Origin of the sequence: Enterobacter sp. 01-M-02-SI-ECC (assembly GCF_047530595.1) — a bacterium.
Lineage (GTDB): Bacteria > Pseudomonadota > Gammaproteobacteria > Enterobacterales > Enterobacteriaceae > Enterobacter > Enterobacter cloacae_M.
Genome location: NZ_JBLKCZ010000002.1, coordinates 134871 through 150060 on the forward strand (window position 1 = coordinate 134871; position 15190 = coordinate 150060).

A 15190-nucleotide genomic window follows, 5' to 3' on the forward strand; every position below is an offset into this window, starting at 1 on the left:
AGTGAAAACTGGGGCAACGTTAGCCGCCCGAACTTAAACGAATCCTCAACAGACTGGACTGGAGGGCATTCCAGTCGACGTTAACCGCACTAATTAACTCTATACGGCTGTCAGGCGGCGCCACGTTTTGCGTTTCAATAAAGAAATCGTCGCCCTGGCGGTTGATCCGCACCAGTCCGTCCGGGGTGCGCATGATCCCTTTCACGCGATCGACGGGCGCAAGACGGGCCCACTCCAGGATCCCGATGGTGTCAAAAACGGTTTCAGCATCAAAAATCCATCCGCAGGCCTGATATCCCTGGCCGCTGTTCAGGTTACGACGCCAGCGCTGATGTTCCGGCAGGCTGAGAGCGGCTAAACCCTGCTTAACCGGATGACTGTGCGAATGATCCGCGCAGGCAGGCAGCTCGGTGAGATTCAGACGAGGAAGGTCAAGCAGGGCGCTATCAATATTCCCCTGTGTGGCCTGCACCCGCGTGCGGTTGCCGCCGAAATGTTGCCACCATGCGTCCAGCGCGGCCTGGCTTTCAGGCGTGGCGCGATCTGCTTTATTCGCGACAATAACGTCAGCCGAGGCGAGCTGATCGCGGAAATTCTCATTGACCACCGCCTTGTCATCCAGAAGCTGACGCGGATCGAGCAGGCACAGGGTGGCGCGCAGATCGATCCACGGCTCGTAAACCGGGGCGGTGAGTAAATCGAGGATCTGCTTCGGATGGCCCAGCCCGGTGGGTTCAATCAGCAGGCGGTCGGGTTTGCCCTGACGCAGCAGCGTATTGAGCCCGACCTGCATCGGCAGGCCATTGACGCAGCACATGCATCCGCCGGGGATCTCTTTAATCATCGCGCCGCTGGATGACAGCAACGCGCCGTCAATGCCCACCTCGCCAAATTCATTGACCAGAACGGCCCATTTCTCGGCCGGATCTTTATTTGCCAGCAGGTGGAGAATTGAGGTGGTTTTACCGCTGCCGAGAAAACCGGTGATGAGGTTGGTTTTGGTCACATGCGCTCCAGATGAGAATGGTGATGCTATAACACTATTCTCTCTATCCTGGCGAAAAGCGTGACCGGTGAGAAGGGGAAGGGCGAACGGAGATCTCATCCGTTCGCGTTAAGCGCAATAATCGTTAAACATTTAACGTTTCGATAACAGCCTGACGCGCGCCGTGGCGGGTGATGCGCTGGTATGCCTGGCTGACAGCCTCCACAAAGACGCTGTTTTGTGCGAGATCGTGACCAAAGACCTCGCTCAGCCCCAGCAGGGCGTTAACGCGACCGGCGTCGCTGCTGGCATTGACCATCGTGCGAATTTTATCGCTGAGGGGATCGCGAACGTCAATCGCATTGCCATGGTCGTCGGTACCGCTGACGTAGCGTATCCAGCCGGCCACGCCCAGGGCCAGCAGCGACCACGGTGTTTTTCGCTCAAGATGAACGCGGATCCCGTCCAGCATTCTTTGCGGAAGCTTCTGGCTACCGTCCATCGCGATTTGCCAGGTCCGATGCTGGAGTGCCGGGTTGGCAAAGCGCTCCAGCAGGCTATCTGCGTAGGCGGTGAGGTCGACATCCTTAATGCGTAACGTGGGCGCCTGTTCGTCCAGCATCAGCCGACGGGCGGCTTCTCGGAACGCAGCGTCCTCCATGCATTCATTAATATGGGCGTAGCCCGCGAGGTATCCCAGATACGCCAGGAAAGAGTGGCTGCCGTTTAGCATGCGCAATTTCATCTGCTCCCAGGGCAGAACATCCAGCACCATCTGAACGCCCGCTACTTCCCACTCCGGACGGCCGGCGACAAAATTATCTTCCACCACCCACTGAATAAATGGTTCACAGCTGATGGCGCACGGATCTTCAACGCCGAGCGCGTCGGTGATTTCCGCCAGCGAGGCCTCCGTCGCGGCGGGCACAATTCTGTCGACCATCGTCCCCGGAAAGCTCACGTGGCTGTCAATCCATTCAGAAAGCGCTGCGGAACGCTTTTGCGCCATGCCCAGCACCGCATTTTTCACCACGTGCCCGTTATCAGGGATATTGTCGCAGGAGAGCACGGTAAACGCAGGCAAGCCGCGCTCGCGGCGGCGGTGGAGCGCTTCGACCAGGATCCCGGGGGCGGAATGTGGCTCTGAGGGGTCTTCCAGGTCATGAATTATCCGGGCGTTGTGCAGATCGAGTTTCCCGGTCGCGGGATCGATGCAATAGCCTTTCTCCGTGATGGTGAGCGACACAATCGCAACCTGAGGTTCGCAAAATTTCTCAATAATGGCGGGCAGAGAGTCCAGCTTTGCGTTCAGGCATTCATGGACGGCACCGACGATAATCGCCTCATTGCCTTCTGCCCCTTTCTCCAGCACGGTGAACAGGTGATCCTGCGCGCGCAGCTGGCTCATCAGCACGTCGCCGCTGAAGAGGCTAATCTCACAAATACCCCAGTCGCCGCCTTTTTCATTCAGCACCCGATTTGTTAACAATGCCTGGTGCGCGCGGTGGAACGCGCCAAAGCCAAAATGGACGATGCGTGAGCGTAATTGCGCGCGATCGTAGCGAGGTTGCTGAACCCGGGCAGGAAGGGCGGTGGAGGCAATTGTCTTCATGAGATACACACCTGATTAACCATTAATTAACAATGCCAGTGTAAAGTTATATGACAGCAAATAAAATTGGTGAGCCGTAAATATCCCCATTCTGTGAGTTTGATCAATCAATGTGAGGCGGTATATTGACCCCTGGCGGCAAACATGTATGGTAGTCGTCATTGCAGTAACGCATATTGGTATAACAACTTTAGAGGGTGAGGCAATGGAACAAACCTGGCGTTGGTACGGGCCGAACGATCCGGTTTCTCTTGATGATGTGCGCCAGGCTGGCGCAACGGGTGTCGTCACGGCGCTGCATCATATTCCTAACGGTCAGGTATGGCCGGTTGAAGAAATTCAACAGCGTCAGGCGCTGCTGGCGGAGAAGGGGTTAACCTGGTCTGTGGTAGAGAGCATCCCGGTTCACGAAGACATCAAAACCCATTCCGGGGAGTACCAGACCTGGATTGCTAACTATCAGCAAAGCATTCGCAACCTGGCGGCCTGCGGCATTGATACGGTTTGCTATAACTTCATGCCCATCCTCGACTGGACGCGTACCGATCTTGAATATCAGATGCCGGACGGCTCGAAAGCGCTGCGTTTCGACCAGATCGCCTTCGCGGCGTTTGAGCTGCACATTCTGAAACGTCCCGGTGCCGAAGCGGATTACACCGCGGAAGAGCAGCAGCAGGCGCTCGAATGGTTCAATGCAGCCAGTGACGCAGACATCGAAAAGCTGACCCGTAATATCATTGCGGGCCTGCCGGGAGCTGAAGAGGGGTATACCCTGGATCAGTTCCGCGCGCGCCTGGCGGAATACGGCGATATTGATAAGCTGCAGCTGCGTGAAAACATGGCGTATTTCCTGCGCGCTATCGTGCCGGTTGCTGAAGAGGCAGGTGTACGCCTCGCCGTGCACCCGGACGATCCGCCGCGTCCTATCCTCGGCCTGCCGCGCATTGTTTCCACAATTGAAGATATGCAGTGGCTGAAAGAGACGGTAAACAGCATCTATAACGGCTTCACCATGTGTACCGGCTCCTACGGCGTGCGGGCGGATAACGACCTGGTGCGGATGATTGAAACCTTTGGCGATCGCATTCATTTCACGCACTTGCGTGCGACCTGCCGCGAGGAGAACCCAAAAACCTTCCACGAGGCGGCGCACCTGGGCGGCGATGTGAATATGGTGGCGGTGGTAGACGCCATTCTGGCGGAAGAGGCGCGTCGCAAGCAGGCGGGCGATGTGCGTCCTATCCCGTTCCGTCCGGATCACGGCCACCAGATGCTGGACGATCTGCGTAAGAAAACTAACCCGGGCTATTCTGCGATTGGCCGTCTTAAAGGGATGGCGGAAGTGCGCGGCGTCGAGCTGGCGCTGAAGATGACGAAGTATCCGGAGCTTCTGTAAGCTCTGTTGCCCGGTGGCGCTAAGCTTACCGGGCCTACAAAAAAAACCGGCCTGAAAGCCGGTTTTTGTGTTTTTGTTGGTCGGGCAAGGCGAAGCCGCCACCCGAAAAACGCCGCAATCAGTCGGCGCGACCCATATAGCGTTTTTCTTCGATATGGATGCGGATTTTCTCGCCAGCGGAGAGGTATTCCGGCACCTGCACAACCAGGCCGGTGGTCAGGGTAGCCGGTTTGTTGCGCGCACTTGCTGATGCGCCTTTGATGCCAGGTGCGGTTTCCACGATTTCCAGATCGACGGTCTGGGGCAGCTCCAGCGCCAGCAGCACGCCGTCCCAGGTCAGGACCTGCATGTCAGGCATGCCGCCTTCAGGGATGAACAGCAGCTCTTCTTCAATCTGATCTTTGGTGAAGATGTACGGGGTGTAGTCTTCTTTATCCATGAACACGTATTCGTTACCGTCGATGTAGGAGAAATCAACGTAGCGACGGGTCAGGGTCACGGTATCGACGATATCGTCACCTTTAAAGCGCTCTTCCACCTTCAGGCCGGTACGCACATCGGCGAAACGCATTTTGTACAGCGTTGCTGCACCACGGGCGCTGGGTGCCTGAATGTCGATATCTTTCACAATCAGCAGTTTGCCGTTGTAATTCAGCACCATACCTTTCTTTATTTCGTTCGCTCTTGGCATTGCAGTAATCCTGTTTACGGGAGGTAAAAAATATCGCGCCAAATTACTCGCGCGCGGCCTTTCAGGCAAGAGGAATTCGTGGCTTTTGCTATCAATACGCAAAAGGTGTTACTGTGCGCGCGATGCCCGACTGCGCGGGCGATCGTCAGCGAAAGAGAGCATTTATGGATTGCCGTCCCGATTGTGGCGCGTGCTGTACTGCACCGTCCATTTCAAGCCCCATTCCAGGAATGCCGGAGGGCAAGCCTGCCAATACCCGCTGCGTTCAGCTCTCGGAAACGAACCTGTGCATGATCTTTGGCTCACCGCTGCGCCCGAAAGTGTGCTCCGGGCTTCAGCCCACTGCCGAAATGTGTGGCAGCACGCGAGGGCAGGCGATGACGTACCTTCTTGAGCTGGAAGCGCTCACCGCGCCCTAAACGTCTTTAATTCTCGCCAGACAGCCGATCGTCAGGGTACACATCAACAGCGCAATCCAGAACACCGTGTGATAGTTCCAGATTTCTGCAACGACACCGGCCATTGAGCCCGCGATAATCCAGCCCACACGGGTGGTATTAGTATAAAGCGTGGTGGCAGAGCCTGCCTGGCCCGGCATCAGATCCTGAAAATAGAGCATACCTATCCCGGCGAGAATGCCAATATAGATGGCGTTCAGCAGCTGTAAAGCCAGCAACAGCCCCGGCGTATTTACCGTCAGCATACCGATATAGAACAGCAGACCGGCGACGGCGGCGATGCGCATTAAAAAACGCTTTCCGAAGCGCTTTGCGTAATAGCCCGCAATGAGCATCGTCGGGATCTCAAGCCCGGCCGCGGTGCCCATCATGATGCCCGCCAGCTTCTCCGACAGGTGCAGTTCATTAATAATAAACAGCGGCATATTGATGATATACAGGCTGTTGGTGCCCCACATCAGCGTGCAGATCGCGAACAGGAGCAAGGCATCGCGGCGGTTACGGCGCGGCGCTTCCAGCACGCCCGTTGCCACCTTCGGCTCTTTGCGCATGGACGGCAGGAAGAACCACACCAGCGCGCCGCACGCCACAAACGCGACTGCCGCGCTCAGGTACATCACCGTAAAGCCAAAACCCATCGCCAGCGCGTAGGCCAGCGGCGGACCAATCACCCACGCCAGCGACACCTGAGCACGCAGGACAGAGCTGAACATCACCGCTTCACGCCCAGTATGGTCGGCGTGTTCGCGGGCAAGGGCGAACAGCTGAGGGTTCGCCGTTGAGCCAAAGCTGCTCAGGAATACCCCGACGAAGAGCAGAATGAAATAGTTGCGGTTCCAGGCGAACAGAACGCAGGCCATGACCCCCAGCAGACAGCAGAAAACGATCAGGCTTTTACGATCGCCTTTTCTGTCGGATCGTCCCGCCAGAAACTGGCTGACCAGGATGCCGATGATGGCGCTTCCGGTAAAAAAGAAGCCGACCATTGCCGGACGAACATGAACCTCATTGGTCAGAAATAAGCTCAGCGTCGGCGTCTGTAACGCGCCGGCAATGCCCGTGAAAAAGGCAACAATCAGGAAGGCCGCTGAGGTCAAGTCAAAGGGCTTCGGCGAGACGGCCGCAGGGGTGTTATGCATGTTTTATAATTAGCGAGTAGCAGAGAGGGGCGGAGTGTACGCCGTCAGCTAAAAAATAAACAGTGGGTGCGGTCAATGATGCCACGAAAAATCAAAATGGCATTTCATCTTGCATCCTCGTCGGCTGACCTTAGCTGAAACTGACTTGCTGAACTTCAGCAAAATTCAGCTCAATGAAGAAGAAATGTGCTGTACCTCTAAATTCTGATATCAGAAATACGAGTTTACTTGCAAGGCATTGCAGAAAGCGCAAGACTTTTTGAAACGTTTCAGCGCTATCTTGTTTTAACAAACGGAGCAGGCTAGCGCATTTTTTCTCATTAAAGCTGAAACGATTCAAGTTCAGCAGGAGTGGAGAACCATGTTCCAGTTATCTGTTCAGGATATCCACCCGGGCGCTCAGGCCGGGGATAAAGAAGAGGCTATTCGCCAGGTTGCCGCTGCGCTTGTGCAGGCGGGTAACGTCGCGGACGGCTATGTAAACGGCATGCTGGCCCGCGAGCAGCAGACCTCAACCTTCCTCGGCAATGGCATTGCCATTCCGCACGGTACAACCGATACCCGCGATCAGGTGCTGAAAACCGGCGTTCAGGTTTATCAATTCCCGCAGGGCGTGCTCTGGGGCGACGGTCAGGTGGCGTATGTGGCTATCGGTATCGCGGCCAGCAGTGACGAACACTTAGGCCTGCTGCGTCAGCTGACGCATGTCCTGAGCGATGACGACGTGGCTGAGCAGCTCAAGTCCGCTACCACAGCTGAAGAGCTGCGCGCCCTGCTAATGGGCGAAAAACAGAGCGAAGCGCTGAAACTGGATAATGAAACGCTGACGCTGGACGTGATTGCCTCCGATCTGGTGACGCTGCAGGCGCTGAACGCGGGTCGTCTGAAAGAAGCCGGCGCGGCGGATGCCACGTTTGTGACGCGCGTAATTAATGATAAGCCGTTGAACCTGGGTCAGGGTATCTGGCTGAACGACAGTGCTGAAGGCAACCTGCGCAGCGCTATCGCCGTGAGCCGCGCGGCCAATGCGTTTGACGTGGAAGGCGAGCGTGCGGCCATGCTGGTGACCGTGGCGATGAACGACGATCAGCCGGTTTCCGTGCTGAAGCGTCTGGGCGATCTGCTGCTGAACAACAAAGCTGAAAAACTGCTGAACGCTGATGCCTCTACCGTGCTGGCACTTCTGACCAGTGATGATGCGCCGACCGAAGACGTGCAGACCGCTGAGTTCGTGGTACGCAACGAGCACGGCCTGCATGCCCGTCCGGGCACCATGCTGGTGAATACCATTAAACAATTCGAGAGTGAGATCACCGTGGCGAATCTTGATGGCACGGGCAAACCGGCCAACGGCCGTAGTCTGATGAAAGTTGTCGCGCTGGGCGTGAAGAAAGGACATCGTCTGCGTTTCACCGCGCAGGGTGCCGATGCTGAACAGGCGCTGAAAGCGATTGGCGACGCCATCGCGGCGGGTCTGGGGGAGGGCGCATAATGAGCAGACGTGTTGCGACTATTACGCTGAACCCGGCTTATGACCTGGTAGGATTTTGCCCGGAAATTGAGCGCGGCGAAGTCAACCTCGTGCGTACCACTGGCCTGCATGCTGCGGGTAAAGGGATTAACGTCGCGAAAGTGCTCAAGGATCTCGGTATCGACGTCACCGTGGGTGGATTCCTCGGTAAAGATAACCAGGATGGTTTCCAGCAGCTGTTCAGCGAGCTGGGCATTGCCAACCGTTTTCAGATTGTTCAGGGCCGTACCCGCATCAACGTCAAGCTGACGGAGAAAGACGGTGAAGTGACCGATCTGAACTTCTCTGGCTTCGAAGTGACGCCGTCGGACTGGGAGCGTTTTGTTAACGACTCTCTGACCTGGCTCGGTCAGTTTGACATGGTTTGCGTCAGCGGCAGCCTGCCGTCCGGCGTCAGCCCGGAAGCGTTTACCGACTGGATGACGCGCCTGCGCAGCCAGTGCCCGTGCATCATTTTTGACAGCAGCCGCGACGCGCTGGTTGCGGGTCTGAAAGCCTCTCCGTGGCTGGTGAAGCCGAATCGCCGCGAGCTGGAGATCTGGGCGGGTCGTAAGCTGCCAGAATTAAAAGATGTGATTGACGCTGCCCATGCGCTGCGCGAGCAGGGTATCGCTCACGTGGTGATCTCTCTTGGTGCAGAAGGCGCGCTGTGGGTTAACGCGTCTGGCGAATGGATCGCCAAACCGCCGTCAATGGAAGTTGTCAGCACCGTTGGCGCAGGGGATTCCATGGTTGGCGGCCTGATTTATGGTCTGCTGATGCGTGAATCCAGTGAACATACTTTACGTCTTGCCACCGCCGTTGCTGCCCTGGCCGTAAGCCAGAGCAATGTCGGTATTACCGATCGTACCCAGTTAGCCGCGATGATGGCGCGCGTTGACTTAAAACCTTTTAACTAACAGCAGGAGAGGAATAATGAAAACGCTGCTGATCATTGACTCCGGTCTCGGACAGGCCCGCGCCTATATGGCGAAGACCTTGCTGGGCGCGGCGGCACAAAAAGCACATCTGGACATTATCGATAATCCAGGCGATGCAGAACTGGCCATTGTACTGGGCGACAAAATCCCGGCTGACAGTGCGCTGAACGGCAAGAAAGTGTGGCTGGGCGATATTAATCGCGCGGTGGCACACCCGGAACTTTTCCTGAGCGAAGCGAAAGGGCACGCGTCTGTCTACAGCGCGCCTGTCGCGACGGCACCGGCTGCGGCCACGGGTCCGAAACGCGTTGTTGCGGTGACGGCCTGCCCGACGGGCGTGGCTCACACCTTTATGGCGGCAGAAGCCATTGAAACCGAAGCGAAAAAACGCGGCTGGTGGGTAAAAGTTGAAACGCGCGGCTCCGTCGGTGCCGGCAACGCGATCACCCCTGAAGAAGTGGCTGAAGCCGATCTGGTTATCGTGGCGGCGGATATCGAAGTGGACCTGGCAAAATTTGCCGGTAAGCCAATGTACCGCACGTCTACCGGCCTGGCGCTGAAAAAGACCGCGCAGGAGTTTGATAAAGCGCTGGTAGAAGCGAAGCCGTATCAGGCTACCGGCGCGCGTCAAACCGCGACGGAAGGTAAGAAAGAGTCTGCAGGCGCCTATCGCCATCTGTTGACCGGCGTGTCTTACATGCTGCCGATGGTGGTTGCGGGTGGTCTGTGTATCGCCCTCTCGTTCGCATTTGGTATTACTGCGTTTAAAGAGCAAGGCACGCTGGCCGCTGCGTTAATGCAGATTGGCGGCGGTTCCGCGTTCGCGCTGATGGTCCCCGTTCTGGCAGGCTTTATTGCCTTCTCCATTGCTGACCGTCCTGGCCTGACGCCGGGCCTTATCGGCGGTATGCTGGCCGTGAGCACCGGTTCTGGCTTTATCGGCGGTATTATCGCGGGCTTCCTGGCCGGTTACGTCGCGAAGCTCATCAGTTCGAAGCTCAAGCTGCCGCAGAGTATGGAAGCGCTGAAGCCTATTCTGATCATCCCGCTGATTTCCAGCCTGGTGGTCGGTCTGGCGATGATTTACCTGATTGGTAAGCCGGTTGCGGGCATTCTGGCGGGTCTGACCCACTGGCTGCAAACCATGGGTACCGCGAACGCGGTTCTGCTGGGTGCAATCCTCGGCGGCATGATGTGTACCGACATGGGTGGTCCGGTGAACAAAGCGGCGTACGCCTTTGGTGTTGGCCTGCTGAGTACCCAGACCTACGCGCCAATGGCAGCCATCATGGCGGCAGGTATGGTACCTCCTCTGGCGCTCGGCCTGGCGACGATTATTGCCCGTCGTAAGTTCGATAAAGCGCAGCAGGAAGGCGGTAAAGCGGCGCTGGTGCTGGGGCTGTGCTTTATCACCGAAGGGGCGATTCCGTTCGCGGCTCGTGACCCAATGCGTGTACTGCCGTGCTGTATCGCGGGTGGTGCAGTGACAGGGGCAATCTCCATGGCGATTGGCGCGAAGCTGATGGCACCACACGGCGGTCTGTTTGTCCTGCTGATCCCTGGCGCGATCACGCCGGTACTCGGCTACCTGCTGGCCATCGTTGCCGGTACGCTGGTGGCGGGTCTGTCATACGCAGTACTGAAACGTCCGGAAGCGGAAGTTGTGGCGAAAGCAGCGTAAACAAGGTGTCGGGTGGCGGCTTCGCCTTACCCGACCTATAAAAAAGCCGGGTTGCATTATGCACCCGGCTTTTTTTATGCCGCCTGTTCAGCGGTTTGCTGTGCCTTCAGCCAGGCTATCTCTTCTGCCCAGATATCCGGATTGATGGTTTCCAGCACCATCGGAATACCGTCGAAGCGGGCGTCCTGCATAATAAACCGAAACGCATCGTGGCCGATGTTACCTTCGCCCAGGCTGTGGTGGCGGTCAACGCGGCTGCCGAACGCGCTTTTCGCATCGTTCAGGTGCATTCCGCGCAGGTACTTAAAGCCCACTATGCGCTCGAACTCATCGAACGTGTTTTTCGTTGCTTCGGTGGTGCGCAGGTCATATCCGGCGGCAAACGCGTGGCAGGTATCAATGCATACGCCAACGCGGGATTTATCCTCCACGCCGTCGATGATCGCCGCCAGATGTTCAAACCTAAAGCCGAGGTTGCTGCCCTGACCGGCGGTGTTTTCTATTACCGCGGTGACGCCTTTGGTCTTGTCCAGCGTGATGTTGATGGATTCGGCAATGCGCGCCAGGCAGGCATCTTCATCGATTTGCATCAGATGGCTGCCCGGATGGAAGTTCAGCAGCGTCAGCCCCAGCTGTTCGCAGCGCTGTACTTCATCAAGAAACGCCTCGCGGGATTTTTCCAGCGCCTCTTCAACCGGGTGACCGAGGTTGATCAGGTAGCTGTCGTGGGGAAGGATCTGGCCTGGCCCATAGTGATACTTCTCACAGGCGGCTTTAAAATCATCAATCACGTCAGCGGTGAGCGGCGCGGCGCGCCACTGGCGCTGGTTTTTGGTGAACAGGGCGAAAGCGGTCGCCTCGATTTCGGCGGCGCGAATGGCGGCATTCGCAAGGCCGCCTGCAGCGCTGACGTGCGCTCCAACATATTTCATAAAAAAACTCCTGCTAACCCGAAACGCTTATGATAGCGGGTTAGCAGGAGAAGGACGAGATGGTTTATGCCATCAGGCTATGGACCGCGAGGTTAATCGCACCGCCGCCGACAATCAGCCAGATGAAGAGTACCAGCGCCATCAGCAGCGGCTTCGCACCGGCTTTTTTCAGCGCGCTGACGTGTGTAGTCACGCCCAGGGCCGCCATGGCCATCGCCAGCAGTACGGTATCCAGCGTCACCAGCATATCCACTACCGATTTGGGCAGCAGGTGGAAGGAGTTAAAGATAGCGACCACGATAAACAGGATCGCAAACCACGGAATGGTGATTTTACTTTTCTGATTACTGTCCGCCGGTGCAAGCTGTTTAACCCGCGCAGCAAGGAAAATCAGGAACGGTGCCAGCATCATTACGCGCAGCATTTTGGCAATCACCGCCGCGTTTTCGGCTTCAGGGTTAATAGCATGTCCTGCCGCCACCACCTGGGCCACTTCGTGCATGGTCGAACCGATATAGATGCCGTAGGTTTCCGGGCTAAACCAGTGGGCAACCAGCGGATACATGGCCGGGTAGAGGAAGATCGCCAGAGTACCGAAGATCACCACCGTCGCCACCGCCACGGTCACCTTGCTGGCTTCGGCTTTAACGACGGGTTCCGTTGCCAGCACCGCCGCGGCCCCGCAGATACTGCTCCCGGCACCGATCAGCCAGCTGGTTTGCTTATCCAGGCCAAAGACTTTCTGGCCGATAAAGCAGGCCAGCAAAAAGGTGCTGGTCAGGGTCAGGACGTCGATGGCAATTCCGCTCACGCCCACGTCCGCAATCTGCGAAAAGGTGAGACGGAAGCCGTAAAGGATGATCCCGAGACGCAGCAGGTGCTGTTTGGCAAAGATCACGCCGCCGTCGCAGGATTTCCAGATATGTGGGTAAACGGTATTTCCCACGACCATGCCCAGCAAAATAGCCAGCGTCAACGCGCTAAAACCTGCGCCTGCGATAGCCGGGATGCTGCCGCCCCATAATGCTACGGCGGTCACTGCTGCGCTAAGCGCGAGGCCCGGCACGAAGTGCCACACTGTACGATGATGTTGTAAGGTGATTTCTGACATAACCTTCTCCTTTGTCTGGCTAAAGGTTACGGCGCTCTGGCTTAAAAATAAAATTGATTATATACTTATAATCAATCTATATAAGTGGTAAACAACCATGCACATTACATTGCGTCAGCTGGAAGTGTTTGCCGAGGTGCTGAAAAGCGGCTCGACGACCCAGGCGTCACAAATGCTGGCGCTCTCGCAGTCTGCGGTCAGCGCGGCGCTGACCGATCTTGAAGGGCAGCTGGGCGTGCAGCTGTTCGACAGGGTAGGGAAGCGTCTGGTGGTCAACGAGCACGGTCGTCTTCTTTATCCACGCGCGCTGGCGCTGCTGGAGCAGGCTATCGAAATCGAACAGCTGTTCCGCGAAGACAACGGCGCGATCCGCGTCTACGCCAGCAGCACCATTGGGAACTACATCCTGCCGGAAGTGATTGCCCGCTACCGCCGGGATTTCCCGACCCTGCCGCTGGAGATGAGCGTGGGTAACAGCCAGGACGTTATCAACGCGGTGATCGATTTCCGCGTGGATATCGGCCTCATTGAAGGGCCCTGCCATAACGTCGATATCATTGCCGAGCCCTGGCTGGAGGATGAACTTGTGGTGTTTGCATCCCCGGCCTCATCGTTATTGCAGGGCGAGGTGACGCTGGAGCGCCTGGCACAGGCGCAGTGGATCCTGCGCGAGCAGGGCTCCGGCACGCGTGAAATTGTCGATTATTTGCTGCTTTCCCATCTGCCGCATTTCCAGCTAGGGATGGAGCTGGGGAACTCTGAGGCCATCAAGCACGCGGTGCGTCACGGCCTGGGAATCAGCTGTCTTTCCCGGCGCGTCATTGCCGAACAGCTTGAAACGGGGTCGCTGGTTGAAATTCCGGTTCCATTGCCGAAGCTAGTGCGCACGCTATGGTGCATCCATCATCGTCAGAAACACCTTTCCAGCTCTCTGCAGCGTTTTCTGCGCTACTGCACCATTTAACGTTCCCCGGTGGCGCTTCGCTTACCGGGGCTACGCGCGCCTGTCACCCCACATTTTTATGCTTTACTTATAATCCTGGCCGAGTCATGAAGCTCTCTTATAACTGAGTATTTCTGCCGGAAGGAACGCGGATCGTCTGCTACAATCGCGCCTCATTTATTAAATGGACAGCATTTTCATATGGTTTCAGAAATTAAAACCACAGAAGCGCCCACGCTACGTCGTGAACTCAAGGCGCGTCACCTGACGATGATCGCCATTGGCGGCTCAATCGGTACAGGTCTTTTCGTTGCCTCTGGCGCAACGATTTCGGCAGCAGGCCCGGGTGGGGCGCTCTTCTCTTATATCCTGATTGGCCTGATGGTGTACTTCCTGATGACCAGTCTCGGCGAACTGGCCGCGTACATGCCGGTATCCGGTTCGTTCTCGACCTACGGTCAAAAATACGTTGAAGAAGGCTTCGGCTTCGCGCTGGGCTGGAACTACTGGTACAACTGGGCGGTCACTATCGCCGTTGACCTTGTCGCCGCACAGCTGGTGATGAACTGGTGGTTCCCGGATACGCCGGGCTGGATCTGGAGCGCCCTGTTCCTGGCCGTCATCTTCCTGCTGAACTACATCTCCGTGCGCGGTTTCGGCGAGGCGGAATACTGGTTCTCTTTGATCAAAGTGGCAACCGTCATCATCTTTATCGTCGTCGGTGTGGCGATGATCGTTGGTATTTTCAAAGGTGCAGAACCTGCGGGCTGGAGTAACTGGACAACAGGCGATGCGCCGTTTGCCGGTGGCCTTTCGGCGATGATTGGCGTGGCGATGATTGTCGGCTTCTCCTTCCAGGGGACTGAGCTGATTGGTATCGCCGCCGGTGAGTCAGAGAACCCGGAGAAAAATATTCCGCGTGCGGTCCGTCAGGTATTCTGGCGTATCCTGCTGTTCTATGTGTTCGCGATCCTGATTATCAGCCTGATCATCCCGTACACCGATCCAAGCCTGCTGCGTAATGACGTAAAAGACATTAGCGTCAGCCCGTTCACGCTGGTCTTCCAGCACGCCGGTCTGCTTTCAGCTGCGGCAGTGATGAACGCCGTTATCCTGACCGCTGTGCTTTCAGCCGGTAACTCCGGGATGTACGCGTCCACCCGTATGCTCTACACGCTGGCATGCGACGGTAAAGCCCCGCGTATCTTCGCGAAGCTGTCTCGTGGCGGCGTACCGCGTAACGCGCTGTATGCCACAACGGTGATTGCCGGTCTGTGCTTCCTGACCTCTATGTTTGGCAACCAGACGGTGTACCTGTGGCTGCTTAACACGTCCGGGATGACGGGCTTTATTGCCTGGCTGGGGATTGCTATTAGCCACTACCGTTTCCGCCGCGGCTTCGTCAAGCAGGGTCACGATGTTAACTCGCTGCCGTATCGCTCCGGCTTCTTCCCGCTGGGTCCTATTTTCGCCTTCATTCTGTGCCTGATCATTACGCTGGGACAGAACTATGAAGCGTTCCTGGCGGACACCATTGACTGGGGCGCCGTGACGGCGACCTACATTGGTATTCCGCTTTTCCTCGTCATCTGGTTTGGCTACAAGCTGACGAAAGGAACAAAATTCGTTCGCTACAGTGAAATGGAATTCCCGGAACGGTTTAAACAATAATCGCACTTCCTCTCTTTTAACCCGCTCATTCGAGCGGGTTTTTTTATGCCCGCATCCTGAAACAAAGATATATTTCTTAACAATTTAATTGATAACAATTATCGTTTGCTTTATCGTTAT

General features: G+C 56.6%; 13 protein-coding genes. 7 read left to right on the forward strand and 6 right to left on the reverse strand.

The window, feature by feature from the left end; genetic code table 11:
* Nucleotides 1–19 precede the first annotated feature (19 nt).
* Nucleotides 20–1006, reverse strand: a complete 987-nt coding sequence (locus ACMWLG_RS03815; protein ID WP_045402815.1) for a CobW family GTP-binding protein — start codon at nt 1004–1006, stop codon at nt 20–22.
* A 124-nt stretch (nt 1007–1130) separates the two neighbouring features.
* Nucleotides 1131–2597 (reverse strand): mannitol dehydrogenase family protein, encoded by a 1467-nt coding sequence (locus ACMWLG_RS03820; protein WP_045402816.1) that lies wholly within the window; start codon nt 2595–2597, stop codon nt 1131–1133.
* Nucleotides 2598–2802: 205 nt separating this feature from the next.
* On the opposite strand from ACMWLG_RS03820, the gene uxuA reads away from it, so the two are divergent.
* Entirely contained in the window at nt 2803–3993 is a 1191-nt protein-coding gene (uxuA, locus tag ACMWLG_RS03825) for a mannonate dehydratase (RefSeq protein WP_045402817.1), read from the forward strand.
* Between the two features lie 118 nt (nt 3994–4111).
* On the opposite strand, the gene yeiP is transcribed toward uxuA, so the two are convergent.
* Nucleotides 4112–4684, reverse strand: coding sequence for an elongation factor P-like protein YeiP (gene yeiP, locus ACMWLG_RS03830; protein WP_008500940.1), 573 nt, complete (start codon nt 4682–4684; stop codon nt 4112–4114).
* A 164-nt stretch (nt 4685–4848) separates the two neighbouring features.
* Between yeiP and ACMWLG_RS03835 the strand changes: the two genes are divergently transcribed.
* The gene (locus ACMWLG_RS03835; protein ID WP_023312483.1) at nt 4849–5103 is read left to right on the forward strand and encodes a YkgJ family cysteine cluster protein; all 255 of its coding nucleotides are present in this window, start codon (nt 4849–4851) and stop codon (nt 5101–5103) included.
* Here the strand turns inward: ACMWLG_RS03835 and setB are convergent.
* Entirely contained in the window at nt 5100–6281 is a 1182-nt protein-coding gene (gene setB, locus ACMWLG_RS03840) for a sugar efflux transporter SetB (protein ID WP_045402820.1), read from the reverse strand. The genes ACMWLG_RS03835 and setB overlap by 4 nt on opposite strands.
* A gap of 361 nt (nt 6282–6642) precedes the next feature.
* On the opposite strand from setB, the gene fruB reads away from it, so the two are divergent.
* The 3 genes from fruB to fruA are packed head-to-tail and all read left to right on the forward strand — an operon-like array spanning nt 6643 to nt 10413.
* The gene (gene fruB, locus ACMWLG_RS03845) at nt 6643–7773 is read left to right on the forward strand and encodes a fused PTS fructose transporter subunit IIA/HPr protein (protein ID WP_045402823.1); all 1131 of its coding nucleotides are present in this window, start codon (nt 6643–6645) and stop codon (nt 7771–7773) included.
* Nucleotides 7773–8711: a 1-phosphofructokinase gene (fruK, locus tag ACMWLG_RS03850; protein ID WP_023312480.1), complete on the forward strand. Its 939-nt coding sequence runs from the start codon at nt 7773–7775 to the stop codon at nt 8709–8711. Before fruB ends, fruK begins: the two co-directional genes overlap by 1 nt.
* Nucleotides 8712–8727: 16 nt before the next feature.
* A complete protein-coding gene (fruA, locus tag ACMWLG_RS03855; protein WP_045402826.1) occupies nt 8728–10413 on the forward strand; it encodes a PTS fructose transporter subunit IIBC in 1686 nt (561 codons plus the stop codon).
* A gap of 74 nt (nt 10414–10487) precedes the next feature.
* Here the strand turns inward: fruA and nfo are convergent, their stop codons facing one another.
* Both nfo and ACMWLG_RS03865 read right to left on the reverse strand, forming a co-directional pair.
* Nucleotides 10488–11345, reverse strand: coding sequence for a deoxyribonuclease IV (nfo, locus tag ACMWLG_RS03860; RefSeq protein ID WP_045354228.1), 858 nt, complete (start codon nt 11343–11345; stop codon nt 10488–10490).
* A 64-nt stretch (nt 11346–11409) separates the two neighbouring features.
* Nucleotides 11410–12456, reverse strand: coding sequence for a YeiH family protein (locus ACMWLG_RS03865; protein WP_045402829.1), 1047 nt, complete (start codon nt 12454–12456; stop codon nt 11410–11412).
* Nucleotides 12457–12553: 97 nt separating this feature from the next.
* Here ACMWLG_RS03865 and yieE point away from each other — a divergent pair, with 97 nt between their 5' ends.
* Nucleotides 12554–13420, forward strand: a complete 867-nt coding sequence (yieE, locus tag ACMWLG_RS03870) for a DNA-binding transcriptional regulator YeiE (protein ID WP_045402831.1) — start codon at nt 12554–12556, stop codon at nt 13418–13420.
* Nucleotides 13421–13600: 180 nt separating this feature from the next.
* Nucleotides 13601–15070: an amino acid permease gene (locus ACMWLG_RS03875; RefSeq protein WP_045402834.1), complete on the forward strand. Its 1470-nt coding sequence runs from the start codon at nt 13601–13603 to the stop codon at nt 15068–15070.
* Nucleotides 15071–15190: the final 120 nt, after the last annotated feature.

Bases quoted from the DNA above. Each gene is read 5' to 3' on its own strand.
- fruB (WP_045402823.1), top strand. From the start codon at position 6,643: ATGTTCCAGTTATCTGTTCAGGATATCCACCCGGGCGCTCAGGCCGGG.
- uxuA (WP_045402817.1), top strand. From the start codon at position 2,803: ATGGAACAAACCTGGCGTTGGTACGGGCCGAACGATCCGGTTTCTCTT.
- yieE (WP_045402831.1), top strand. From the start codon at position 12,554: ATGCACATTACATTGCGTCAGCTGGAAGTGTTTGCCGAGGTGCTGAAA.
- ACMWLG_RS03875 (WP_045402834.1), top strand. From the start codon at position 13,601: ATGGTTTCAGAAATTAAAACCACAGAAGCGCCCACGCTACGTCGTGAA.
- ACMWLG_RS03820 (WP_045402816.1), bottom strand. From the start codon at position 2,597: ATGAAGACAATTGCCTCCACCGCCCTTCCTGCCCGGGTTCAGCAACCT.
- fruA (WP_045402826.1), top strand. From the start codon at position 8,728: ATGAAAACGCTGCTGATCATTGACTCCGGTCTCGGACAGGCCCGCGCC.
- yeiP (WP_008500940.1), bottom strand. From the start codon at position 4,684: ATGCCAAGAGCGAACGAAATAAAGAAAGGTATGGTGCTGAATTACAAC.
- ACMWLG_RS03835 (WP_023312483.1), top strand. From the start codon at position 4,849: ATGGATTGCCGTCCCGATTGTGGCGCGTGCTGTACTGCACCGTCCATT.
- ACMWLG_RS03865 (WP_045402829.1), bottom strand. From the start codon at position 12,456: ATGTCAGAAATCACCTTACAACATCATCGTACAGTGTGGCACTTCGTG.
- fruK (WP_023312480.1), top strand. From the start codon at position 7,773: ATGAGCAGACGTGTTGCGACTATTACGCTGAACCCGGCTTATGACCTG.
- nfo (WP_045354228.1), bottom strand. From the start codon at position 11,345: ATGAAATATGTTGGAGCGCACGTCAGCGCTGCAGGCGGCCTTGCGAAT.
- setB (WP_045402820.1), bottom strand. From the start codon at position 6,281: ATGCATAACACCCCTGCGGCCGTCTCGCCGAAGCCCTTTGACTTGACC.